Source organism: Mesorhizobium sp. WSM3868 (assembly GCF_002294785.1).
Lineage (GTDB): Bacteria > Pseudomonadota > Alphaproteobacteria > Rhizobiales > Rhizobiaceae > Mesorhizobium.
In genome coordinates, this window is sequence record NZ_NSGB01000012.1 from 1 (window position 1) to 22,558 (window position 22,558).

Consider the following 22,558-nt stretch of genomic DNA (forward strand, 5'->3'; position numbering starts at 1 on the left):
ATCCGCAGGCTCGCCCAAAACATCTTGGCTGCCCATCCCCTCGACAAACCAATCGCCAGCAAGATGCGCAGGGCCAACTGGAGCAAAGACTTCTTCTATGAACTCTTTACTCATATGCGATAGCCCTGCCGCAAGGGGGGAGATTAGCTGCTTCGACGCCTTGCCCCTCTCCTCCCAAGCCCCATTTCCCTCCCCCTAGCGTCCAGCAATCGGAGCCCGACGCCTCATGACCAGCCAGACAATCATCGACCCTCCCGAAGACGGCCATTTCAGGAACGGCAAGGCCAGCAACGGCGCAAGCCCCACCACCTTGTCCGTCCACCTCACCATCAACGGCCGTGACCACGCGCTCGATATCGAGCCGCGGGTTACCCTGCTCGACGCGTTGCGCGAGCGGCTCCACCTCACCGGCACCAAGAAGGGCTGCGACCAGGGCCAGTGCGGCGCCTGCACCGTTCATGTCGACGGTGAGCGGGTGCTGGCCTGCCTGACGCTCGCCGCCCAGGTCGAGGGACGCTCGATCACGACAATAGAAGGGATCGCCGACGAAGACGGCACGCTGCACGCCGTGCGGGCCGCCTTCCTCGAACAGGATGCATTCCAGTGCGGCTACTGCACGCCAGGACAGATCATGTCGGCGGTGGCCTGCATCCGCGAGGGCCATGCCGGCTCCGACGAGGAGATCCGCGAATACATGGCCGGCAATCTGTGCCGCTGCGGCGCCTATCCACACATCGTCGCCGCCGTCCGCCAGGCAGCTAGGGAGCTCCGCTCATGAGAGACTTTTCCTATCTTCGCGCCGACAGCGTCGAGGCCGCGCGCAACGCGGCCGCCCTTCCCGGCGCCATGCTGCTTGCCGGCGGCACGACGCTCATCGATCTCGCCAAATGCGGCGTCGCCGAACCAGCCACCGTCATCGACATCAGCCATATCGAGGGGCTCAACGCCATTGATGTAACCGCCGACCGCGCCGTCATCGGCGCGCTGGCCAAGATGAGCCATGTCGCCGACAACGCCGAGGTGAAAAGCCACTTCCCAGCGGTTTCGGAAGCGTTGTGGCAGGCGGCCTCGGCGCAGCTGCGCAACATGGCGACCATCGGCGGCAACCTGATGCAGCGCACGCGCTGTCCCTATTTCCGCGATCCGCAGAACTTCCCGGCCTGCAACAAGCGCGAGCCGGGCAGCGGCTGCTCGGCGATCGGCGGCGTCACGCGCGGCCATGCGGTGCTCGGCACCAGCGAAGCCTGCATCGCCACCTATCCGGGCGATCTTGCCATCGCGCTGGTCGCCTTCGACGCCGAGGTCGATCTCGGCGAGCGGAAGCTGAAGGTCGAGGACTTCTTCCTCGCCCCTGGCGCCACGGCCGAACGCGAGCACGACATCCGCCCCGGCGAAATGATCACGGCCATCGAGATCCCGGGCTCGGCCGCGGCCCGGCGGTCGACCTATCTCAAGGTCCGCGACCGCCAGTCCTATGAGTTCGCGGCGGCGAGCGCTGCCGTCGGACTGGAGCTCGAGGGCGACGGCCGCACCATACGCGACATCCGCGTCGCGGTCGGCGGCGTCGCGACGAAACCGTGGCGGGCGCGCGCCGTCGAAGAGGCGCTGAAGGGCAAGCCGCTCGACGAAGCGTCCGTTCGCAAGGCGAGCGAGCTCGTCATGGAGGGCGCCGTCGACCACGGCGCCAACCACTACAAGATCGCATTGGCGCCCCGCGTGATCGCGCGCGCCATCCTCCAATTGGGAGAAACGGCATGACCGTTCATGACATGAAACACGCAGGCTCCGACAGCGCGCGCCTCGAAGCGGTGGGCGGGCGCCTGTCGCGCGTCGACGGCCCGGCCAAGATCACCGGCGCGGCGCATTACGCGTTCGAACAGCAGCTCGAAGGGCTGACCCATGCGGTGCTGGTCGGCGCGACGATTGCCGCCGGCAAGGTCACCGGCATCGACACGCGCGCGGCTGAAACCGCGCCAGGCGTGCTCGCCGTGCTGACGCCCGACACCATCATGGAACTGAATTCGGCATCGGACTGGTTCGGCAGACAGCCGTCCGAAGAAACCTATTGCCCGCTGGTGCGCGAGGTCACCTTTTCCGGCCAGCACGTTGCTGCCGTCGTGGCCGAGACCTTCGAGCAGGCCGTCGCCGCCGCGGCGCTGGTCAAGGTCAGCTATGACGAGATGCCGGCAATCGTCGACCTCAGCGACGGCAGCGACGGCATTCCGGTCGACGCCATGACCAAGGAATGGGGCGACGCCGAGGCCGCCTTCGCCGAGGCACCGGTGCGCGTCTGCGCCGCCTACAACACGCCGCGCGAGTTCCAGGCGGCTATGGAGCCGCATGGGCTGATCGCGCGCTGGGAGGGCGACCAGCTCACCATCTGGGAACCGAGCCAATGGCTCGACGGCATGGCGCGCACCTATGCCGAATGGTTCGGCGTGCCGTTCCAGAATGTGCGGCTGGTCTCGCCCTATATCGGCGGCGGCTTCGGCTCCAAGGCGCTGGCGCTCGCGCACAGCGCGGTGGCCGCGGCAGCGGCAAAGATGCTCGGACGCCCGGTGAAGCTGGTGCTCAACCGCCCGCAGAATTTCACCTCCTATGGCGGCCGCGCCGCGACGCGCCAGACTGTTGCGATCGGCGCCGACAAGGCGGGCCGCATCCAGTCGATCGTGCATCGCGGCGTCAACGAGACGGCGGTTGACGGCATGTGGGTCGAGCCGCTCGGCTCCGTCACCTCGATCATGTATGCGACGCCCAATTTCTCCTCGAAACAGAATGTGGTCAGGGTGAACACGGTGGTGCCGGGGGCGAAGCGCGCGCCGGGCGAGAACCCGAGCGCCTTCGGTATCGAATGCGCCATCGACGAGCTCGCCCATGAACTCGGTATCGACCCGCTGGAGATGCGGCTGATCAATTATGCCGAGCAGGATCCCCACGCGAAGAAGGCGTGGTCGACAAGGCAGTTGCGCGAGGCCTTCGCCGCCGGCGCGGAAGCCTTCGGCTGGGCCAAGCGTTCGCGCGAGCCGCGCTCGATGCGTGACGGCCACCAGCTCATCGGCTGGGGCGTCGCGGCCGGCACCTATCCGGTTCGGCGCGCCTATGGCGAGGCCGTGGTGAAGCTCCTGGCCGACGGCTCGGTCGAGGTCGAGAGCTCCTCCATCGACATGGGCCAGGGCACCTACACGATCCTGGCGCAGACCGCGGCCGAGACGCTTGGCGTGCCGGTGGAGAAGGTGTCGGTGAGGCTGGGGGATTCCCACTTCGCCCGCGCCGGCGTCACCGGCGGCTCGCGGCTTGCCGGTGTCATGACCGGCGCCGTCTACAAGGCGGCGGGCCAGGCGCTGGACGAGCTGATCGGGCTGGCGCTCTCCGATCCGCGCTCGCCCTTCCATGGGCTGCAGGCGAACACGCTTCAAGTGAAAGGGGGCCGCATCGGCTCGCCGCGCGGTGACGGCCCGGAGTTCTCGATCGCCGAGCTGATGCGCGCCCTCGGTCGCGAAAAGATCGAGGCTAAGGGCGACACGGTTCCGGCCAGCTTCACGCCGGAGCAGCGCTACAACAACTACACCACCATCGCCATGGCGCTGCCGCACACCGAGGGCGATTATTCCCGCCACTCCTGGTGCGCGCATTTCGTCGAGGTGCGCGTCGACGAGGATTTTGGAACGGTGCGCGTGTCGCGCGTCGTGTCGGCGCTGGATTCCGGCCGACTCTACAACCCCAAGCTGGCGGAGAGCCAGTGGAAGGGCGGCATCATCATGGGTATCGGCCAGGCGCTGCTGGAAGAAGGCATCGTCGATCGCCGCCATGGCCGGATCGTCAACGGCAACCTCGCCGACTACATGCTGCCGACCAATGCCGACATCCCGGACATCCAGACGATCTCGGTCGGCATCCCCGACCCGCATTCCTCGGCGCTGGGCGGCAAGGGCGTCGGCGAGCTCGGCATCGTCGGCGTGGCGCCGGCGATTGCCAATGCGGTGTTCCACGCCACCGGGAAGCGGGTGCGGGATCTGCCGATTACGCTGGAGAAGTTGATTTAGCGCCGGCCTTGTCTCCCCCCTCGAGGGGGAGATGTCGCCGAAGGCGACAGAGGGGGTCGCCGCGCGTGGGGCGCCAACCTACAACCGTCGCAATAGGCCGAGTCCAGTCGGACCGACCCCCTCTGCCCTGCCGGGCATCTCCCCCTCGAGGGGGGAGATCACCTGCCCTGGCTCTGGCCCTTCAAAAACTGGCTAAGCAGATCCACCGGCAGCGGGAAGACCACGGTCGATGAGCGCTCGCCGGCGATGTCGTGCAGGGCCTCGAAATAGCGCAGCTGCATGGCCTGCGGTTCGGCCGCCAGCATGCGGCCGGCCTCGACCAGCTTGGCCGCCGCCTGCTGCTCGCCGTCGGCGTTGATGACCTTGGCGCGCCGCAGCCGCTCGGCCTCTGCCTGCTTGGCGATGGCCCGAACCATGCTCTCATTGAGGTCGACATGCTTGATCTCGACATTGGAGACCTTGATGCCCCAGGCGTCGGTGCGCTGGTCGAGGATGTCCTGGATGTCGCTGTTGAGCTTGTCGCGCTCGGCCAGCATCTCGTCCAGCTCGTGCTTGCCGAGCACCGAACGCAGCGTGGTCTGCGCCAGCTGGTTGGTGGCGGTCATGAAATCCTCGACCTGGATGATCGCCCGCTCGGCGTCGACGATGCGGAAATAGAGCACCGCGTTGACCTTGACCGAGACATTGTCGCGCGAGATGACGTCCTGCGGCGGCACGTCCTGCACCACAACGCGCAGGTCCACGCGCACCATCTGCTGGATGAAGGGAACGAGCAGGATGAGGCCGGGCCCCTTGACCCCGGTGAAGCGGCCGAGCGTGAAGACGACGCCGCGCTCATATTCCCTCAGGATGCGGATCGCCGCCGACAGGAACATGATCACCAGCAGCGCGAGGATCAGATAGGCGACATAGCCGAGCGTCATTGTTTTGCTCCGTCGTTTCCCGCTCCGTTGTGACCTGCACCACGCCGCCGCACCGTCAGCACGAGATCGCTGACGGCGGTCACCTCAGCACGATCTCCGGGCGCGATCGGCTCCTCGGCCTTGGCGCGCCAGCGCTCGCCGAGCGCCAGCACATGACCTTCTCCGCCTTCCCAGTCGAGAACGTCCACGGAAAGACCGTGCATGGCCCCGCCGCCGACGCGCGGCGGATTGCGGCGCGCTGCCCACAGATAGCTGCCGGCCAGCAGCGCGAGGCCCAGCGTCAGCGCCGCGGCGGGGCCGATGACCGCCCACGATATGGCGAAGCCCGGCCCCTCGACCTTGAGCAGCATGGCCGCGCCGAGCAGGAAGGCGGCCGCGCCGCCGACACCCAGCACCACTGTCGGACTGAAAGCCTCGACGATGAGGAAGGCGACGCCGAGCAGCATCAGGGCGAGACCGGTATAGTTGATCGGCAAGAGATCGAGCGCGTAGAGGCCGAGGACGAGGCAGATGGCGCCAATGACGCCAGGCGCCACCGCACCTGGGCTCGTGACCTCGAAGACGATGCCGTAGAAGCCGATCAGCATCAGGAGGACGGCAACGTTCGGATCGGTGATGACCGCGAGAAGCCGGATGAACCAGCCGGGATCCAGGACCTCGACGGCCAGGCCCTTCGTCGCCAGCACCTCTTTCTTGCCGGCCACGTCGACGGTGCGGCCGTCGGCGAGCTGCAGCAGCTCCGCCTTGTCACGGGCGACGAAGTCGATGACATGTTGCTGCAGCGCCGCGCTTGCCGAGAGGCTCGCCGCCTCGCGAACCGCCTTCTCGCCCCAGTCGCCATTGCGCCCGCGCAGTTCGGCGAGGGAGCGGATCAGCGCCACCGCGTCGTTGGTCGCCTTGGCCATCATCGGGTCCCCGGCTGGCTTCCCGGTGTCCTTGTCGTCCTTCTCACCGCCGGGAAGCGAGGGCAGCCCGCCGATCTCGACCGGCGTCGCGGCGCCCAGATTGGTACCGGGCGCCATCGCCGCGACATGGGTCGAGTAAAGGATATAGGTTCCGGCGCTCGCCGCATGACCGCCGGCGGGCGCGACATAGCCGATGACGGGAACGGGGGACGCCAGGATATCGGCGATCATCTCGCGCATCGAGGTGACGAGGCCGCCGGGCGTGTCGAGCTGAAGGATGAGAGCCCCGGCGTTGCGCTCGGCCGCGGTCTTGAGCGCTTCCTTGAGCTGGCGCGAACTCGCCGGACCGATGGCGCCGTCAATCGCGATGCTCAAGGCCATCCTCTCCCCCGCCGTTTCGGCCGAGGAGAAGGGGAAAACCGCCGCGGCGGCCATGAAAGCCGCTGCCAGAAGGGCCACCCGCGCGAGTTTCACGCCTCAAAGCTCCTTGGGATTCAATATGGGGTTGTGCCGGGGCAAGTCCAATGAGGGCAGCGGAGCGGGTAATCTCCCTCCTCACGATTCCACGGCAATTTCGACGTCGCCTCCAACGCTGGCTCCCTCGCCCCTACGTCATTGTCCCCATCGACGGCGCGAATGAACGCGCTCGCAACAATGGAGACGACAATGACGACGATGGATCGTTTGCAGTACGAAACCGACCGCACGGGCTTCAACCTGTTCGGCTCTGCCCGCCGCGGATTGCGGCTGGCCTATCACGCCATGCGGATGCGCAGCGATCGCGCCGCGCTGCGCGCCATGCCGGACTATTTGCTCAAAGACATGGGCATCAGCCGCTCGCAGATCGAGCACTACACGTCCACGCGCGCCGCGCTCGCCGCAGCCGGCAGGACGGACGCCTGAAGCGGATGAACCACTGCATCGGCGGCCGGCCGGAAGGCTGGTGAAAACCCCGGCTCGCCGGGGTTTTCGCGTTCCGGCGCGAAGCATTGCCGGCACTGGAGCCGGTCGCGGGCTGCCCGCCCCAATGAAACGGGCGATGCAATTTCCACGGTGGGCGCACCAGAAATTCCACGCTGCCATCCACTCTCGTTCAAACGCATCGGCGTCAAAAAGGAAACCGTCACGGCAACCAAGCCGCAAAGCAACCTTCGGAGTAGTCACATGCAACCCAGCACCAAACCTGCCCGCGTTCCGCTCAATGGCGTCGACACACCGAACCTCCTGGCGACCATCAATTTCGTCGCCGGTCAGCCGGAGCTGGCGAAATTCCAGTTCCGCGCCCACAACGAATGGATCGAAGGCACCCACAGCAAGAGCGTCATGCATGGCTTCCACGGTGCCGGCCAGGAGCAGAAGCACGAGAAGCCCTTCTATGCCGACAGCGACCATCCGGCGATCCTGTGCGGCGCCGACAACGCCCCGACCCCTGTCGAGTGGCTGCTGCATGGGCTGGCGAGCTGCCTGATGGCGGGGCTCGCCAACATCGCCGCCGCGCGCGGCATCAAGCTCACCACGGTGAAGTGCTCGGTCGACGGCGACATCGACCTGCGCGGCATCCTCGGCATCTCGGACGAGGTACGCAACGGCTTCCAGAACATCCAGGTGTCGTTCGAGGTCGAGGGCGACGCGCCGGCCGAGAAGCTCGAGCAGCTGGTCGAGCAGGCCCGCGCACGCTCGGCCGTGTTCGACGTACTGACCAACGGCGTGCCGGTCACGGTCGGCATCAAGACCATCCAGTGAACTAAAGCGCGTCGTCCTGAAAACGGTTCAGGCGACGCGCCTTAATTCTTTGTTTTGACGCATGTCGTTGTCCCAGAACCGCTGCACACTTCTGGGCGAAATGCGTTAGCTGAAGCGACGGTTCGGAGAAATCCGGACCGTCTCTCCCCAGGGCCTCGGAACAGAGCCATGAAACATGCTGACGTCGTCATCATCGGCGGCGGGCAGGCCGGGCTTGCGCTCAGCCATTGCCTTGGCCGCGCCGGAATCGACCATGTCGTGCTGGAGCGCGGCCGCATCGGCGAGCGCTGGCGCACGCAGAGCTGGCGATCGCTGAGGCTGTTGACGCCGAACTGGCTGAACGGCCTGCCCGGCTCGCCCTATGAGGGCCCGGACCCCGACGGCTTCAGGACAAAGGACGTGTTCGTCCATGATCTCGAAACATATGCAAGCCGCTGGCAGGTGCCGGTGGAATGCAACGTCGAGGTCACCTCCTGCAGGCGGACCGGCGGCGGCTTCGCGCTCGCCACCGGCGCCGGCGACTGGTCGGCCAGGGTCGTAGTGGTGGCGACGGGGCATTGCGACCGGCCGATGATGCCCTTTGTGTCCGAGACCAGAGGCGGACCGCTGAATTTCCACGCTTCGCAGTATCGCTCTCCCGGCGAGCTGCCGCCCGGCGGGGTGCTGATCGTCGGCGCCTCATCTTCCGGCGTGCAGATCGCCGACGAGCTCGCGCGCGCCGGCCGGCGTGTGATGCTGTCCGTCGGCAAGCATACGCGCCTGCCGAGACTGTGGCGCGGCAAGGACATCTTTTTCTGGCTCTGTCAGATGGGCGTGATGGCCCAGCCGCTCGACGGGCTCGCCAATCCCGAGAGCGCCAGGCGGCAGCCCTCGCTGCAGCTCGCCGGGCGACCGGACAAGGCCGATGTCGACCTTGCCACGCTGCAGGCGCTCGGTGTCGAGCTCACCGGCCGCGTGCGCGGCATAGCCAACCGCGAGATCGCCTTTGCCGACGATCTTGCCGCGCAGATCGCGGCGGCGGACGCGAAGCAGGCGCGGCTGCTTACCGAGATCGACCGCTTCGCCGGCGCCGCGCGGCCCGGCCGGCGCGAGCCGGTGCGGGTGCCTTCGACGCGCCGCCAGCGGCTTTCGCTGACGGAGGGGTCGACCGGCACGGTGATCTGGGCGACGGGCTATGCCCGCTCGTTTGACTGGCTGGAGCCGTCGGCCGTTGGGCCGGATGGCGAGCTGGCGCACCGCGACGGGATCACCGGCGTTCCCGGCCTCTACGCGCTCGGCTTCCGCTTCCTGCGCAAGCGCGATTCCAACTTCATCGGCGGCGCCGGAGTCGACGCGCAAGCGATCGCCGCCGAGGTCTCCAGCTATCTCGACCGCAAGGGTCGCCAAGCCGCCTGAGAGGCCGCCGTGAGGACACCGAAGATGCCGACGACCGCGATTTCCCTTCCGCCAACGCCCAAGCGCGCCCATTACGACGCCATCATCGTCGGCGCGCGCTGCGCCGGCGCCTCGACGGCGCTGCTGCTTGCCCGCGCCGGCCTGACGGTGCTGGCGACCGAGCGCCGGCCCTACGGCTCCGACACGCTGTCGACGCATGCGCTGATGCGGCCCGCGGTCCTGCAGCTGTCGCGCTGGGGCCTGCTCAAACCGCTGCTCAGGGCCGGCACGCCGCTGATCGAGACAACGACGTTCCACTATGGCGAGGAGGAGATCGCCATTCCGCTCAATGCCGGGCCCGATCTTCCCGGGCTGATCGCGCCCAGGCGCACCGTGCTCGACCGCATGCTCGTCGATGCCGCGCGCAGGGCCGGCGCGGAGTTCCTGCACGAGGTGGCGGTCGGCGACCTCTTTGCCGACACGCGCGGACGCGTGCGCGGCGTCGAGATCCGCGGCGCCGGCCGCGCGGCCTTGCGTTTAAGCGCCGACATCGTGATCGGCGCCGACGGCATCGGCTCCACGGTGGCGAAATGCTGCGACGCGCAAGTGCTCAGAAGAGGCACGGTCTCGGCTGCCCATGTCTATGGTTACGCGCCGGTCGAACCCGGCGCCGGCTATCACTGGTATTTCCGCGACGGCATCGCCGGCTCCCTCATTCCGACCAATGCCGGGCTGGCCTGCATCGTCGCTTCGGTGCCGACCAAGCTGTTCGACGAGCGCTTCCGCCTTGATCATTTCCGCGCCCGCATGGAGGTGCTCGAGGCGCTTTCGCCGGCACTGGCCGAACAGGCGAGCCGGGCGCCCGACGATGCCCGCCTGCAGGCTTTCCGCGGCGTGCCGGGCTACATCCGCCACGCTCACGGACCAGGCTGGGCGCTGGTCGGCGATGCCGGCTTCTTCCGCGACCCGCTCACCTCTCACGGCATTGCCGACGCGCTGCGCGATGCCGAGGGCTTGGCGCGGGCGATCCTGGACGGATCGGAGGCAGCCTTCGCGACCTGGCAGCAGGAGCGCGACCTCTTCGCCCGCCAGATCCTCGACACCACTGACGCCATTGCCGGTTTCGACTGGTCGCTGGCGGATATAGGCGAGCGGCATCGCCGCTTCAGCGCGGTGATGAAGGCCGAGGTCCGGGCGCTCGCCGCACACGCGATCCCGGTCCGCCGCGCCGTGTCCGCCATGAGCGGGCTGGCGACTTATCGAGCGCCGGCAAACAAGGACGAACCGCAGGCAATGGCGAGCTCGAGCCTCTATCGCAACCGAACGGGAGTAAGACCATGACCGTACATTTGATGAAGGACGGGTGGATCGGCGTCATCAACGGGCGGCCGCAGGTCGGCGCCGTCGCCGAGCGTTCGCGGCGCACGCAACCGCAGGATATCGACGCCTTCGCGGAGATGACCGGCGACCGCAATCCGCTGCATTACGACAAGGCCTTGGCCGAGGCCTCGGTGTTCGGCAAGCTCATCGTGCAGGGCGGCGTCACCTCCGGCATCCTGAACGCGGTGGTCGCGGAGGACCTTCCCGGGCCCGGCTCGGTGTTCCTCGAAGTCTCCTGGAAATTCGTCAAGGCGGTCGGTGTCGGCGAACTGATCACCGGCCGCGTCGAGGTCAAGGACGTGCGCGCCGACAAGCCGATCACGAAATTGGAGACCTCGGTGCGCAACGAGGCCGGCGAGCTTTGCCTCACTGGCACCGCGACGGTGTTCACCGTGCCGCTCGCCGGGGGCGAGGCGGACAGATGATCGCCGGCAACGGTTCGGCCCGGCTTTCGTTCCCTGGGCCGGGCCGATAGCCGTCAATAGTCGGTGTCGCTTTCGACGGTGACCGGACGACGTTGGTAGCGGTGATGGCGCTCGACTGAGCTCGTGACGACGACGGCGTCCGAGCGGTGATGGCGATGCCAGGCGCGGCGGCCGTTGTCATAGAATGCGACGGTGCCGTGATGGCGATGATGAAGGCGGTGGCCTTCCTCGTTGATGACGATGGCGGGACGGTGATGGTAATGGTGCCTGTGATGCGTCGTGATGACCACATCGGCCTCGGCGGCGGATGCGACGGCGGGTGCCGCGACGCAAAGCGCCAACGCTGCGAGAAGCACTGTTTTCATTGCAATATTCCTGGTTGGTGGAGCGGTCCCTTCGCTGGATAAACCCCTGCCGGGCTGTTTGGTTCCGGACTGGATCGGGCTTCCCGGCAGCAACGCAGCGAAGGTCATTTTGGGCGTTCGCGCCGCAGCGCAACATATCTGAGGTACGTGCTCGCCGCGGCGTCGCAGGCGCGTCGCGACGGTCCGTTCGCGATCAACATGGCCTTGGCAAGCTTGTCGGAGAGCCCGTATTTGCTGGCGAAGGACGCTGTTTCATAGGGCTGGTCTTCCAGATCGTCCGCGAGTCCGTCGGTCATATATCGCCTCCCGATGCATTGGCGCGTCAGAAATGCGGAAGCATGACTTAGGTTGCGGCGGTCGATCCTCTTCTTTGCTTTCCGGACTTCAGTCCGACGGCGCTTCGGACGGTTGGCCGATGAGTGGAACGAACGTTCTTGGTCGCCGTTTGCCGGCAAGCAATTCGCCGATGGGAGGATAAATATGGAAGACCCTACCAACAGTGTCCTGGAGGCTCGCTGGCTGCTTGCCGTGCCGGCCTCGATGGTCCTCACCGTGCTGATAGCCGGGTTCCTGCTTTCATAGCGTCGCCCATGAATCGGCTCCTCTTCATCGTCGCCGATTTTTTGTCCCGGCCGCCCGGCTTCTATGCGATGGTTATCGCGATGGTTGCGTGCACCTTGCTCGTACCCTTCGGACTTACCAACACGGTGACCTATGCCCTGTCGGCAGCGGCCATCATCATCACGGGGATCGTGCTTATCCAGGGGTACCGGGACACGGCGGCCATCCACGCGAAACTCGACGAGATCGTGATCGCGCTGCGGCAGACACGCAATGACGTGGTTGGGCTCGAGCATGCGGACACGCAAGAGATCAAGTCGAAGCTGGTCGAGCTGGAGCGCGAAGCGGAAGCCGGCTCGGCCGAGGCGGCATCGCAGAACGAGACGAATGAGGCCGGTGCCGCAGCGGGCGGGGGGCGTTGGGGTAGCTGAAGCACCGGCCGAAGGGGCGGAATGGGCACCGCCGCCACCCAAAGATAAGCTTCCCACGCCAAGATTAAATTACGCGATCGCGGTAGGAGATTTCCTACGACCCTGCCGTACCGGCGACGAAGGCCCGGACATGGGCGACGAACTCGTCGAAGGCCGGCTCGCCCTCGAGCAGGATGTGGTTTTGGCTTTCCAGCTCGAAGAAGCTGGCGCCGGCAATACCCGCCGCCATGGTGCGGCCGGACTCGACCGGGGCAACATTGTCTTCCCGCGCGTGCAGCACCAGGGTCGGCACCCGCACTTTTTCGAGCAGGTCGCTGACATCGATCACGGAAAAGGCGGCCTGCAGGCGCCAGGCGTCGTCCGGCAAAACGGTGCGCCGCATCAGATCGTCCATCCAGGCGAAATGTTCGTGCGTGGCGCCGGGGATGAACATGGAGCAGAAGGCCTGGCGGAACATCGGGTTCGACTTGCCCCAGCTCTCGCGCATCAGCGTCGATACGGCCTCGCGCGTGGCGATCTCGCCAGGGTCGCCGCGCGCCCGCCAGCCTTTGACGTAGCCGCCGTAGAGGATCATGCCCGAGACTTTCTCGGGGTGGCGTATGGCGTAGGCGATCGAAACCGCGCAGCTCTGCGACAGGCCTAGGAGCGTGAAGCGATCGAGCCCCGCCGCCTCGACCACGCATTCGAGATCCGACACCATCGTGTCGAACGAGACGTCGGCCACGTGGCGTTGCGACAGGCCGTTGCAGCGTTCGTCATAGCGCACCAGCTGGTTCCGGCGCGACAGTTCCCTCATCCAGTGCCGCCAGATCGGGCTGTCCCAGTCGAAGGTCAGATGCGACATCCAATGGGCGGCGCGCAGGATGGGCGGGCCGCTGCCGGTCTTGGCAAAAGCAAGCCTTGTGCCGTCGCGAGCCCGGCAGAAATGGACGGCGCGGCCGGGATCCTGCGCGGGCGTCGGGCTGTTGGCAAGCTGAGGGGAAGGTGATTGCATCTGGGCCACGTCCGTGGCGCCGCGTTGCGCGGAGCGTCCCGTCGGCTGGGCGGCTGCCGCCCTCACCTTCTCTTCCAGCGCCGCGATCTCTTCCGCCAGGCCGATATCCTCCGGCAGCAGCCGGCGCAGGCGCCGGGCAAGCGGCAGCGCACGCCTCGGCTCGCCGGCCAGGCGCTCGATCAGCTCGCGCAACATGCCGAGCTCGGCGATCTCGACCTCGCTGGCGACGCCCGCGCGCCAGGCCTCGTATTCGAAGCAGCGCTCGAGCGAAAGATCGGCGAGGAAATCGCCGCGGATCGAACCGGCCACGGCCTCCAGCTCTTCCGTCGAAGCCATGGAAAGATCGCCCTTCACCAGCGGCAGCAGCCGGGCATAGTCCGTGCCAAGTTTCAGCGAGACAGTGTTGCGGTCGGCGACCAGAGCGGGTTCGTCCTCGCCGAGCACCTGGCGGATCTTGGACAGGCTCCAGCGCAAGGCGCCGCGCGGATCGTCGGGAATGTCCCAGAAGATTTCGCAGAGCCGCTCGCGCTGGTGCGCCTTGCCGGTGACGGCGAGATAGGCAAGCAAGGCTCTCGTCTTGCGCGAAGGAGGCAGGTCGAGCAGCGCGCCGTCGCGGACCACCTGGAAGTCGCCGAGCACGCACAGGTCCAGCAGCCCCTTATGCGGAGCGTCGGTCATCCGGCCGGGCACCCTTCCACTGCCATCTGGCTCCTCGTCGATGCGGCGGGAGAAGACCGCACCGGAATATCAAAATCGGCTAATTTACGGAAGCCGATACGGCAAGACGGGCGTTGGGAATGTGCGATGGGTTACATTGGCGGCGATGCGTACTCTCCCTTCGAGGGGGAGCTGTCGCTGCAGGTGAGAGAGGGGGCGCTTCGCGTGAAGCGCCAGCGCTCTCTCCGACAGCAGACGGCGTTGGCAATCCAAGTGAGACGACCCCCTCTGTCCTGCCGGACATCTCCCCCGAAAGGGGGGAGATTGGATGTCACCGACCCTTTCGCAAACCTCCAACCACCGCAATTGCCACCGCCAGGGCGACCAAACCCGCCGCCGCTGCGAACGTAAAACCCATCCCGCCGGCGACTGCTTCCGGTGCCGCGGCGCCGACCTCGCCAGTGCCCACCGCGAAGGCAAACACCGCGCCCATCACCGCCGTGCCGGTGATCAGGCCGAGATTGCGTGACAGGCTGAGCATGCCCGAGACAACGCCGCGCTCGTTCTTATCGACATCGGCCATGACGGCGGTGTTGTTCGCCGCCTGGAAGAGCTGATAGCCGGGCGTCAGCAGCATGATCGCCGCCGCGTAGCCGGCGACGCCGAACAGCGCCGGCAGCAGAGCAAGCGCGAGGCAGCCGATGGTCATCAGCACCAGCCCGGCAACGACCATGGCGGACGCGCCCAGGCGATCGACGATGCGGCCGGCAGTCACGCCGCACAGCGCCGAGACGACCGGGCCGATCGACAGCACGGCGCCGACCTGCGCTTCGCCCAGGCCCAGCGCGCGCGACAGGAAGAAGGGTCCGACGACAAGCGTCGCCATCATCACGGTGGAGACCAGCCCGTTCATGGCAAGGCTCGGCGCCAGCACCGGATCGCTGAACAGCGCTAGCTTGACCAGAGGCGACGCCACTCTTCGCTGCGCATAGAGGAACAGCGCGGCGCCGAGAACGGCAATGCCGAGCAACGCGATGTTCGTGCCGCCGAAATGGCCGCGTCCTGCCGTCATCGCCAGCGCATAGGCGGCGAGCGTCAAGGCAAGCAGCAACGTGCCCAGAACATCGAAGCGCGGGCCAACGCCCTGCGCCTCATTGCGGAGGATCATCGCGGTTTGATCGCCCGGCAGGAAGCGCCGGGCGAGGATCATCGCCACGACGCCCAGCCCGGCAGTAACGAGGAAGATCGCGCGCCAGCCGAGGTAGGCGATCAGCACGCCGCCAAGCGACGGCCCAAGCGCCGTGCCGATCGCCGACATGGTGCCGAGCAGGCCCATGGCGCTGCCGGTGCGCACTTTCGGCATCGTCGTGCCGACCAAGGCCATGGTCAGCGCCATCATCACCGCGGCGCCGAGGCCTTGAGCGGCGCGGGCGGCGACCAGCAGCGGCAGCGACGGCGCAAGCGCGGCCGCCAGCGACGCGGCGCTGAACAGGCCAAGACCGGCGACCAGCAGCAGCCGGCGGCCGACGAGATCGCCAAGCCGCCCGACGCTGACGATGAGCGCGGTGACGGCAAGCAGATAGGCAAGCACCACCCATTGCACCGCCTGGAAAGATGCGGCGAAGGCGGTGCTCAGCGTCGGCAGCGCGACATTGGCGATGCTGGTGCTGAGCGAGGACAAAAGCATCGCCAGTGACAGGCTGGCCAGCGCGCCGCTTGCCGAGCGGCTTGCGGGAATGGTGCGTGGATCTGCGATATCGGCCATGGTTCTTCTCCGGCTCGGGTGGAACTTGCCGGGAGAATAGGCGCCTGGCCCATATGGCGGAACGCGCAGCATTTGCACTCGAATAGTGCATGAAGCGCCATGTCACTGCATCGAGGACGTGCTAAGATCGCACCATGTCGCGACCCGATCTCAACCTGCTCGTCACGCTGGACGTGCTCATCGCCGAAGGCAGTGTCGCGAAAGCCGCGCGGCGGCTGAAGCTCAGCCCGTCGGCAATGAGCCGCGCGCTCGCAAGACTGCGCGAGGTGACCGGCGATCCACTTTTGGTCCGCGCCGGGCGCGGCCTGGTGCCGACGCCCCGCGCCATCGAGCTCGGCACGGATGTCGGCCGGCTGGTGAAGGAGGCGGAGGCTGTGCTGCGCCCCGCCGAACGCCTTGATCTGAAGCGGCTTACGCGCAGTTTCACGCTGCGCAACAGCGATGGTTTTGTGGAAAATTTCGGCCCTGCCCTTCTCGCGCGCGTCGCCGAGGAAGCGCCGGGCGTGCAGCTGCGCTTCGTGCCGAAGCCCGACAAGGACAGCGCGCCGATGCGCGAAGGCAGTGTCGATCTCGAGACCGGCGTTATCGGCGGCTCGACCGGCCCGGAGGTGCGGGCGCAGGCGCTGTTCCGCGACCGTTTCGTCGGCGTGGTGCGCATCGGCCATCCGCTGTGCGACGGCAAGATCACCGCCGCCCGCTTCGCCGCCGGCCGGCATATATTGATCTCGCGCCGCGGGCTGGATCGCGGGCCTATCGACGACGCGCTGGAACTCGCCGGGCTGACGCGGACGATCGCCACCGTGGTCGGCGGCTTTGCGGAAGCGCTGGCGCTGGCGCGCGGCTCCGACCTCATCGCCACGGTGCCCGAGCGCTATACCGGCAAGCTGCGCGAAGGCCTGCTCACCTTCGCATTGCCGGTGAAGCTCGCCGGGCTCACCATTTCGGTGCTATGGCACCCGCGCCTCGACGCCGACCCGGCGCATCGCTGGCTGCGGGGCCTGGTGAGGGAGGTCTGCGGAGGGCGGTGAGACAGCCGATCTCCTCCGCGGCAACTGGCACGCAGGCCAGGCGAGGCGCGAAGGAACGCCGCGCCGACAGACCGAAGTTTTCGTCCGACAACGTGTGGAGACAGGTTCCTTGCCGACGCCGGGACGGAGCGGGGGGACGCCCAACAAGAACCCCCGCTCCGTCGCTGCGCGGGCACTCTGCCCGATCTGCCGGCCAGGACCTGCGCCGGGCAAGCACTTCGAGCAACCGATGCCCACCTTCCCCCGCTCCGATGCCGAATTTTAGCATCCCTGCATGTGCGCATCATGAAGCGGTTCACAGAGCCGCAGCGTTCCTCTCCCCAGTCTTTGAGGGGCGACGAAACCGCTAGCGCGACGGGGAAGTCACTGCCGTTTGCCCGCCAATGCTGCGTTGCCGAAATGCGCCCAAAAAAAGTCAAGTTGAGAACCGGACCCCAAAACACCTCAACCAGTGAAAAACCAGCCTATTCAAACGTGTAGGCGGCAACATTCGCGTCGCCTGCCGCAACGGCCGAAAAGCCCGGAAATCCGCCATTTCGGAGCCTGCCGTCGCGGCAACCGCGGCAATGCGGCAGCCCGATTTCGGCGCTGCACAACCGGAAAAAACGCTGTTCCGGAGGCGCCGCCGCCGACGTTGACAGCCAGCCGGGCCAATGGCAATCCGCAGTGACTGGTCACGCCATGACCTTTGCTGTTGGGGACGGACGGGGTTTCAGCAGCTTGGCGGCGGCGCCGGACGGGCGGGCACTTGCGCAGTGTACCGCCCGCTCCTGGCCGGCAGCGGCGCGAGGTTCCGCGTACGAGGCTCAGAAAGGGTGCCCAGACCGCTACTGACGAACCGTTGCCAGCTTTTCAAGCGTCGGCTCGCTCTAGGCCTTCTTCATCGCAATTCCCTCCTGAAGACGCTTCGCGCGGGCGAGCGCCGTCGGGGAGCGACCATCAAGCTTGCGGCCGGAAGCGTTCACCAGGCGCTCCGTACGACCCAACAGGTCGTAAGAGCGGATCAGCGCCCTTCTGCTCTCCTCAATCAGTTGGTCCTGGAAATCTGCGGCCGCGTGCCCGCGCGCGGGCTAGTGGGGATTCTTGTTCTCGAGCATGCCGCTCTCCCTATTCAGACGGGAGCGCGGATCAGCGTCTCTCAGTCGCCAATGGCGTCCGTGGGTGGTTACCAGCGATACGGCAGGGCACGCCGATTGGCGCGCCGTGGCAAAGCCGACCGATCTCGGACCGCCGCAAAGGAGTGCCGCAGGGCCGCCTGGCTCGCGTCAGAAGGTAAAGCCGGACAACGGCGCGGCGGCGGTCGCGGCCGACAGCCTGCCGCGCTTTTGCAGCCGCGGCTTTTCGTAAGTCTTCTTCATCGTTCGTTCCTGGGCGGGTCAACGACCGGCGCAGGTGAACGCGATGCGGCCGCCCTGTCAAGCTTAGCCCAGGAATGCTTGCCCTGCTGGCTGTTGCTTAGGTCAGCGCGGCGGGATCGGGGCCGACGACCCGGCAACGACGCTCGACAGCTTCTGGCGCTTCACCAGCACCGGTTTCTCATAGATCTTCTTCATGGATATGCCCCTTGCCCAATTTGCCGCCTCACGACGCAAGGGAAGTGCCGTTTTGTCAAAAAACGTTTTCGTGAGATGCGTGCAAAGCGAGCCGGCTGCAACCGAATACGGGCAGGCTGTGGTCAGCCGGCAACATCCGGCCCACTGAGGTTCGTCCCTAGCCCGCGTGCTGCAGCCAATGGCGGTCGAACACGTCGAGGATGGCGCGGTACTCGGACGGCGGGATTTGGTTGACGCCGCCGTCGCTGTCGGCACTGAGGAACTGGCCGAGCTGCCGGTCGACCGCTTCCGGGTGCTCCATGACGATGCCGAGGCTCGCGAGATCGGCGGCGATCGAGGTGCCGGGCGGCAGGTACCCGCCCCATTGCTCGGCGGCTGGCGCATCGCGCAGGCGCACCAGAAGGATTCTTGTCAGCGAGGGCTGCGCCTCCGGGCCGATGATGGCGGGGCCGATCATATAGCCGCCGAGCACGCTCACCGGCTGCGTCTGCGGGAACAGGCAAAGGAAGAACTGCGCTTCGCCGCCCACCTCCTTCAGATGCAGGTAGAGGCTGCGCTTTGCCGGCGTGACCGGCCCGCCGAGCTGCAACTGCCCGGTCGGCAATGTCTCGCGAAATGTGGCGGTGAACGCATGCGCGCCGGGTCCGGCCTCGATCGACAGGCGGCCCCTGATGAGCTGGCCGCGATAGTAAGGCGACCAGGCGCGCGAATAGCAGGCATAGGTCCCGGCAAGCGCCAGTCCGGTGCCCTTGTCGTCATGCCCGGACGAGGCCTCGGCCTGGGCGTGGGCACGGCGTTCGAGCTCCGCCGCGTCGATGCCGTGCCGGGCCGCGATCGCGGCCGTGAAGCTAGGCAGATCGCTCTCGGCGATCCAGGCGCCGGGCCGTTCGAGGCGCAGTACTTTCGCCCAGTCTTCGTAGACGCTGTGCTCGCGAGGCTGGGCGCGGCCTTGCAGCCATTTGTCGGCGCGGCCGATATCGAAAGCCGTCTTCGGATTGACCGCACGGAACGCCGCCGCCAGATCCTTGCGGCTGGCGGTTCCCAGCACGACCGAAGTCAGTCGTAACTTCTGCGCGATGTTCAGTGCCATCCGGCTGCACCCGTTCCGCCCCGACAGAATCGGGATTGGCTTCTTGTTCGAGCGAAGATCATGCTTTCACGGCCGCCGCAAGCTCACTGGGCAGGGCAACCAGGAGCAAGCAAGCCGTCGCGCCGGCTCCGCAGCAGCGCCGCAGGACGATCCTGGCCAAGCCTATCCGCCGGCACTGGACCTGCATTTCTAGCGCGCTCCGAACGATCGGCATGGCGGGCTTCTGCCCGCATCGGCGAGGCAGAACAGAAACGGCCGGACAAGGGCCGAACCAGACAGCCACCTGGCCAGCCTGAGGGCTGGGGCGTGGCGCCGCCGGCGGGGCCGGCGCCTGCCCGCGCGGATCGCAAAGCCGCGCGGTTCGCGCGGGCCTTCGGGCCGGTCAATTGAGGGGGAAAGTCGCCTCCCTCATCCAGCCGTTTGCAGCTCCTTCTTGCGGGCCGGCCGGCGGCGTGGCCGGCGTTGCGGCGCAAGCTTCAGCAGCACCGGCGGCTCGCTCGACAGGGCGCCCGTCACGGCGCTGACCATGCCATGGGCGACGAAATCGGCGTTAAGCCCGGCGGCAAGTTCGGCCGCGGCCTTGGCGTCGCTGTTGCCGATTTCCGACCAGGACACGATGCCGACCCTGAGACGCGGTTTCAGCCGCTTCAGCCGCCGCACCATGAAGCGCGCGTGCTTGGTGGAGTCGCGGTTGAGGAAACCGATCACCACCGTATCGACGCCGCTCAGGTCGAGGCGGCGGATCCCGGCAGGTTCGAAGTCAATGAAACTCGCTCTCGACACTTCGGCGCCCTGCACCTCCAGCACCTGCGCCAGCATCGCGGCGGCGGCGTCGTCGAGCTCGCCCCGCCCGCCGGCGCAAAGCACGGAAAAGCCGACGCCGTCCGGAAGATCGACCTCCTCGGATAGAGGCTCCTTGCCGTCGCCGGCCTTTCGATCGTTCGCCTTGCCTTCAGCAGCCTTGCCTGCCGAGATCTTGGCTGAGGCTGCCTTGCCCGGTGAGGCCTCGGCCAAGGCAGTGGCTGCCTGCTGGTCCTCTTCCTCGTCGGCTTCCGCCTCCTCCGCTTCCTCCTGGGCGCTGGCGTCCAGATTGGCGACGAGCGTCAGCGCGCTTGCCGCGACCTGTTTGCGCTGCTCGTCATCCATGACGCCGCGCATGCGGTCCTGCTCGCCAAGCAGCAGCGCCGGAATCGCCACCTGGTCGTAGAACTCGAACAGGTATTTTTCTTCGAGCATCTCCTCGGCGTGGTCGGTCGCCTCGTCCGGATCGGCGGCGAGCAGCCGCTGATAGAGACGCGCATGCGGCTCCAGCACCGGCTCGTTGCCGAACAGCACGTCGAGGAACTCGAACTGGGGCACGTGGCGGCCGAGGACGACGAGGCAGACGGTGAGCGGCGTGGACAGCACCAGGCCGATCGGCCCCCAGAGCCAGGTCCAGAAGATCGCCGCGACGATGATGGCGAGCGGCGAGAGGCCGGTGCGCGAGCCATAGAGCCATGGCTCGATGACGTTGCCGGTGATCAGCTCCATGGCGATGAACAGTGCCGCGGTCCACAGAAGCAGCGACCAGCCGGGCGCCACCGCCAGCGCCAGGAACAGCGGCAGCAGCGCGCCGATGATCGGGCCGATATAGGGAACGAAGCGCAGGGCGAGCGCCAGCATGCCCCAAAGCAGCGCGTTGGGGATGCCCAGCACCCACAGGCCGATGGTGATCGGGATGGCATAGATGACGTTGACCACCAGCTGCATCAACAGATACTGGCCGACCCGCTTGCCGGCGTCCTGCAGCGCCTGGGTGGTGCGGTGGAGATCGCCATAGCCGACGAGACGGATGAAGCGGTCGCGCAGATCCTCCCGCTCCATCAGCATGAAGATGACGACGACGACCACAAGGCCGGCCGAGCCGAGCGGGCTGAGCAGCGGCTCGATGACCTTTTGCAACACTTCGAGCGGCCTTTCCTGCGCGACGATCTCGACCGGGATCGGATCGCGCTTCGGCGTCTGGGCGGCGGATGGCAGTTGCGGCTCCTGGCGCTCGAATTCCTGGCCGACGCGCTCGATCACGCCGCTCAAGCGCGAGATGATACCGTTGCCCAGCCCGTTTTCCTTCAGCGCGCGGATCTTTGTCAGGATGTTGATCTGATAGACGGGGATGTTCTGGGCGAGGTCGCTGACCTGCGTGGCCACCACGAAGGAGAACAGCGCAAGCGCGGCAAAGGCGCCCAAAACGCTGGCAATCACGGCAGGCAGGCGCGGAATGCCGACGCGTTTCAACGCCGACACGAGCGGCGCGATGGCGAAAGTCAACAGCAGCGCGACTGCGATCGGCAAAAACACCTCGCGCCCGAAATAGAGCGCCGCAACCGACGCGACGACGGTTGCGACCGTCGGCAGCGCCGTGCGCGGATGGCTGCGCGAGGCAGCAAGCAGGCCCGCCAGCCCCGGTTCCGACTCGCGCGTGCCGTTCTGACGATTATCCGCCACCGTGAGTCTCCACCCTGCCCGCCATGATTGGCTTTCGCCGGCGTGCAACGCGCGGATCGGAGGATGGTTGCGAGGCGCGATCAGTTGGAGCGAGGACGAAGCGGCTGATGCAAATCTCCCCTTGCGGACAAGGGGAGATTTGAAGCGCTCGCCGCCGCACCTGAAGGTCCGTGCCCGGCTATTTTACCGGGATCATGAGATGCGCGTAGGGCGTGCCCGGCCACATCACGTAAGGCTTGGACGTGTCGGGCTTGGCATCGGTCGGATAGCCTTTCATCATGTCCATCGCGTTGACGATCATCACATGCGGCCCCGTCTCGATCCAATTGTTGCCTGCCTCGGGCTTCGTCGCATAAGGATCGGTATTGCTGCCGTCGGTGCCGCCGGACAGCATATACATGAAGCCGACCTTGCCTTTGGGCGGTTCCTTCTTTTCCAGCCAGGCCATCGCCCATTCCATCGAGTTGGCATCGCCGCACATCGGATCCGGACCGGGCGAGGCCGGATTGTCCGGCATGCACCAGAAGCCGGTCTTGCCCTCGCGCAGGGTGCGCATGTTCCCCTTTTCATCCATGGCATAGACCGCAGCGCCACTCGCCACTGCGGCGGGTGCGGCGGACTCGGCGCTTTTGATCAGCGCAGCATCGTCGGCAGCTGCGCCCTGCATCGCAATCAAACTGCCCGCTGCCAACAGCGCAGCGACCGTCAGAAGCCGTTTCATGGCCGTTCTCCGGTTCGAGTTGATGTCTTTGTGCATGATGTCGGACGTCACGGCCTCCCAGAGCCGTTCGTCGGTGCACCGATCCTACCAGATTACCTGCAGGCGGACAATTTGCC

Annotated in this window: 21 protein-coding genes; 10 read left to right on the forward strand and 11 right to left on the reverse strand. The window is 66.8% G+C overall.

Going from position 1 to position 22,558, the window contains the following annotated elements; all coding sequences use genetic code 11:
• Positions 1-310: 310 nt before the first annotated feature.
• From CK221_RS19120 to CK221_RS19130, 3 genes are read left to right on the forward strand one after another with little or no spacing between them, the layout of a single operon-like run.
• The gene (locus CK221_RS19120) at positions 311-778 is read left to right on the forward strand and encodes a (2Fe-2S)-binding protein (RefSeq protein WP_245430690.1); all 468 of its coding nucleotides are present in this window, start codon (positions 311-313) and stop codon (positions 776-778) included.
• Positions 775-1,758, forward strand: coding sequence for a xanthine dehydrogenase family protein subunit M (locus tag CK221_RS19125; RefSeq protein WP_095778847.1), 984 nt, complete (start codon positions 775-777; stop codon positions 1,756-1,758). Before CK221_RS19120 ends, CK221_RS19125 begins: the two co-directional genes overlap by 4 nt.
• Complete coding sequence (locus CK221_RS19130; RefSeq protein WP_095778848.1) at positions 1,755-4,043, forward strand: xanthine dehydrogenase family protein molybdopterin-binding subunit; 2,289 nt, start codon at positions 1,755-1,757, stop codon at positions 4,041-4,043. Before CK221_RS19125 ends, CK221_RS19130 begins: the two co-directional genes overlap by 4 nt.
• Positions 4,044-4,201: 158 nt before the next feature.
• On the opposite strand, the gene CK221_RS19135 is transcribed toward CK221_RS19130, so the two are convergent.
• Both CK221_RS19135 and CK221_RS19140 read right to left on the reverse strand, forming a co-directional pair.
• The gene (locus CK221_RS19135) at positions 4,202-4,966 is read right to left on the reverse strand and encodes a slipin family protein (protein WP_066999450.1); all 765 of its coding nucleotides are present in this window, start codon (positions 4,964-4,966) and stop codon (positions 4,202-4,204) included.
• A complete protein-coding gene (locus CK221_RS19140; RefSeq protein WP_095778849.1) occupies positions 4,963-6,345 on the reverse strand; it encodes a nodulation protein NfeD in 1,383 nt (460 codons plus the stop codon). The genes CK221_RS19135 and CK221_RS19140 overlap by 4 nt, the downstream gene beginning before the upstream one ends.
• 192 nt (positions 6,346-6,537) lie before the next feature.
• Here CK221_RS19140 and CK221_RS19145 point away from each other — a divergent pair, with 192 nt between their 5' ends.
• From CK221_RS19145 to CK221_RS19165, 5 genes are all read left to right on the forward strand, one after another.
• On the forward strand, positions 6,538-6,774 hold the full coding sequence (locus tag CK221_RS19145; RefSeq protein ID WP_164746786.1) for a DUF1127 domain-containing protein: 237 nt from the start codon (positions 6,538-6,540) through the stop codon (positions 6,772-6,774).
• 261 nt (positions 6,775-7,035) lie between these two features.
• Complete coding sequence (locus tag CK221_RS19150; protein WP_095778850.1) at positions 7,036-7,614, forward strand: OsmC family protein; 579 nt, start codon at positions 7,036-7,038, stop codon at positions 7,612-7,614.
• Between the two features lie 168 nt (positions 7,615-7,782).
• Entirely contained in the window at positions 7,783-9,009 is a 1,227-nt protein-coding gene (locus tag CK221_RS19155) for an NAD(P)/FAD-dependent oxidoreductase (RefSeq protein ID WP_095778851.1), read from the forward strand.
• 24 nt (positions 9,010-9,033) lie between these two features.
• The gene (locus tag CK221_RS19160; protein WP_143749065.1) at positions 9,034-10,329 is read left to right on the forward strand and encodes an NAD(P)/FAD-dependent oxidoreductase; all 1,296 of its coding nucleotides are present in this window, start codon (positions 9,034-9,036) and stop codon (positions 10,327-10,329) included.
• Positions 10,326-10,793 (forward strand): MaoC family dehydratase, encoded by a 468-nt coding sequence (locus CK221_RS19165; protein ID WP_095778853.1) that lies wholly within the window; start codon positions 10,326-10,328, stop codon positions 10,791-10,793. The genes CK221_RS19160 and CK221_RS19165 overlap by 4 nt, the downstream gene beginning before the upstream one ends.
• 53 nt (positions 10,794-10,846) lie before the next feature.
• On the opposite strand, the gene CK221_RS19170 is transcribed toward CK221_RS19165, so the two are convergent.
• Both CK221_RS19170 and CK221_RS19175 read right to left on the reverse strand, forming a co-directional pair.
• Positions 10,847-11,158 carry a hypothetical protein gene (locus tag CK221_RS19170; protein WP_095778854.1) on the reverse strand — a complete coding sequence of 104 codons (312 nt, stop codon included), beginning with the start codon at positions 11,156-11,158 and terminating at the stop codon, positions 10,847-10,849.
• 104 nt (positions 11,159-11,262) lie between these two features.
• Positions 11,263-11,454 (reverse strand): hypothetical protein, encoded by a 192-nt coding sequence (locus CK221_RS19175; RefSeq protein ID WP_066999471.1) that lies wholly within the window; start codon positions 11,452-11,454, stop codon positions 11,263-11,265.
• Between the two features lie 294 nt (positions 11,455-11,748).
• Here CK221_RS19175 and CK221_RS19180 point away from each other — a divergent pair, with 294 nt between their 5' ends.
• Positions 11,749-12,150: a low affinity iron permease family protein gene (locus CK221_RS19180; protein WP_082953787.1), complete on the forward strand. Its 402-nt coding sequence runs from the start codon at positions 11,749-11,751 to the stop codon at positions 12,148-12,150.
• Between the two features lie 94 nt (positions 12,151-12,244).
• Here CK221_RS19180 and CK221_RS30805 read toward each other — a convergent pair whose 3' ends face one another.
• Both CK221_RS30805 and CK221_RS19190 read right to left on the reverse strand, forming a co-directional pair.
• Entirely contained in the window at positions 12,245-13,822 is a 1,578-nt protein-coding gene (locus CK221_RS30805; protein WP_245430681.1) for an alpha/beta hydrolase, read from the reverse strand.
• A gap of 310 nt (positions 13,823-14,132) precedes the next feature.
• Complete coding sequence (locus CK221_RS19190; protein ID WP_095778855.1) at positions 14,133-15,566, reverse strand: MFS transporter; 1,434 nt, start codon at positions 15,564-15,566, stop codon at positions 14,133-14,135.
• Between the two features lie 134 nt (positions 15,567-15,700).
• On the opposite strand from CK221_RS19190, the gene CK221_RS19195 reads away from it, so the two are divergent.
• Positions 15,701-16,594 (forward strand): LysR family transcriptional regulator, encoded by an 894-nt coding sequence (locus tag CK221_RS19195; RefSeq protein ID WP_095778856.1) that lies wholly within the window; start codon positions 15,701-15,703, stop codon positions 16,592-16,594.
• 1,265 nt (positions 16,595-17,859) lie between these two features.
• Here CK221_RS19195 and CK221_RS19200 read toward each other — a convergent pair.
• The 5 genes from CK221_RS19200 to CK221_RS19225 form a co-directional block, all read right to left on the reverse strand.
• On the reverse strand, positions 17,860-17,952 hold the full coding sequence (locus CK221_RS19200) for a hypothetical protein (protein WP_095778857.1): 93 nt from the start codon (positions 17,950-17,952) through the stop codon (positions 17,860-17,862).
• 102 nt (positions 17,953-18,054) lie between these two features.
• Positions 18,055-18,147 carry a hypothetical protein gene (locus tag CK221_RS19205; protein WP_082980611.1) on the reverse strand — a complete coding sequence of 31 codons (93 nt, stop codon included), beginning with the start codon at positions 18,145-18,147 and terminating at the stop codon, positions 18,055-18,057.
• 157 nt (positions 18,148-18,304) lie between these two features.
• On the reverse strand, positions 18,305-19,237 hold the full coding sequence (locus tag CK221_RS19210) for a hypothetical protein (RefSeq protein ID WP_095778858.1): 933 nt from the start codon (positions 19,235-19,237) through the stop codon (positions 18,305-18,307).
• Positions 19,238-19,645: 408 nt separating this feature from the next.
• Positions 19,646-21,721: an AI-2E family transporter gene (locus CK221_RS19220; RefSeq protein ID WP_095778860.1), complete on the reverse strand. Its 2,076-nt coding sequence runs from the start codon at positions 21,719-21,721 to the stop codon at positions 19,646-19,648.
• Between the two features lie 178 nt (positions 21,722-21,899).
• Positions 21,900-22,442, reverse strand: a complete 543-nt coding sequence (locus CK221_RS19225) for a hypothetical protein (RefSeq protein ID WP_066999535.1) — start codon at positions 22,440-22,442, stop codon at positions 21,900-21,902.
• Between the last annotated feature and the right edge of the window lie 116 nt (positions 22,443-22,558).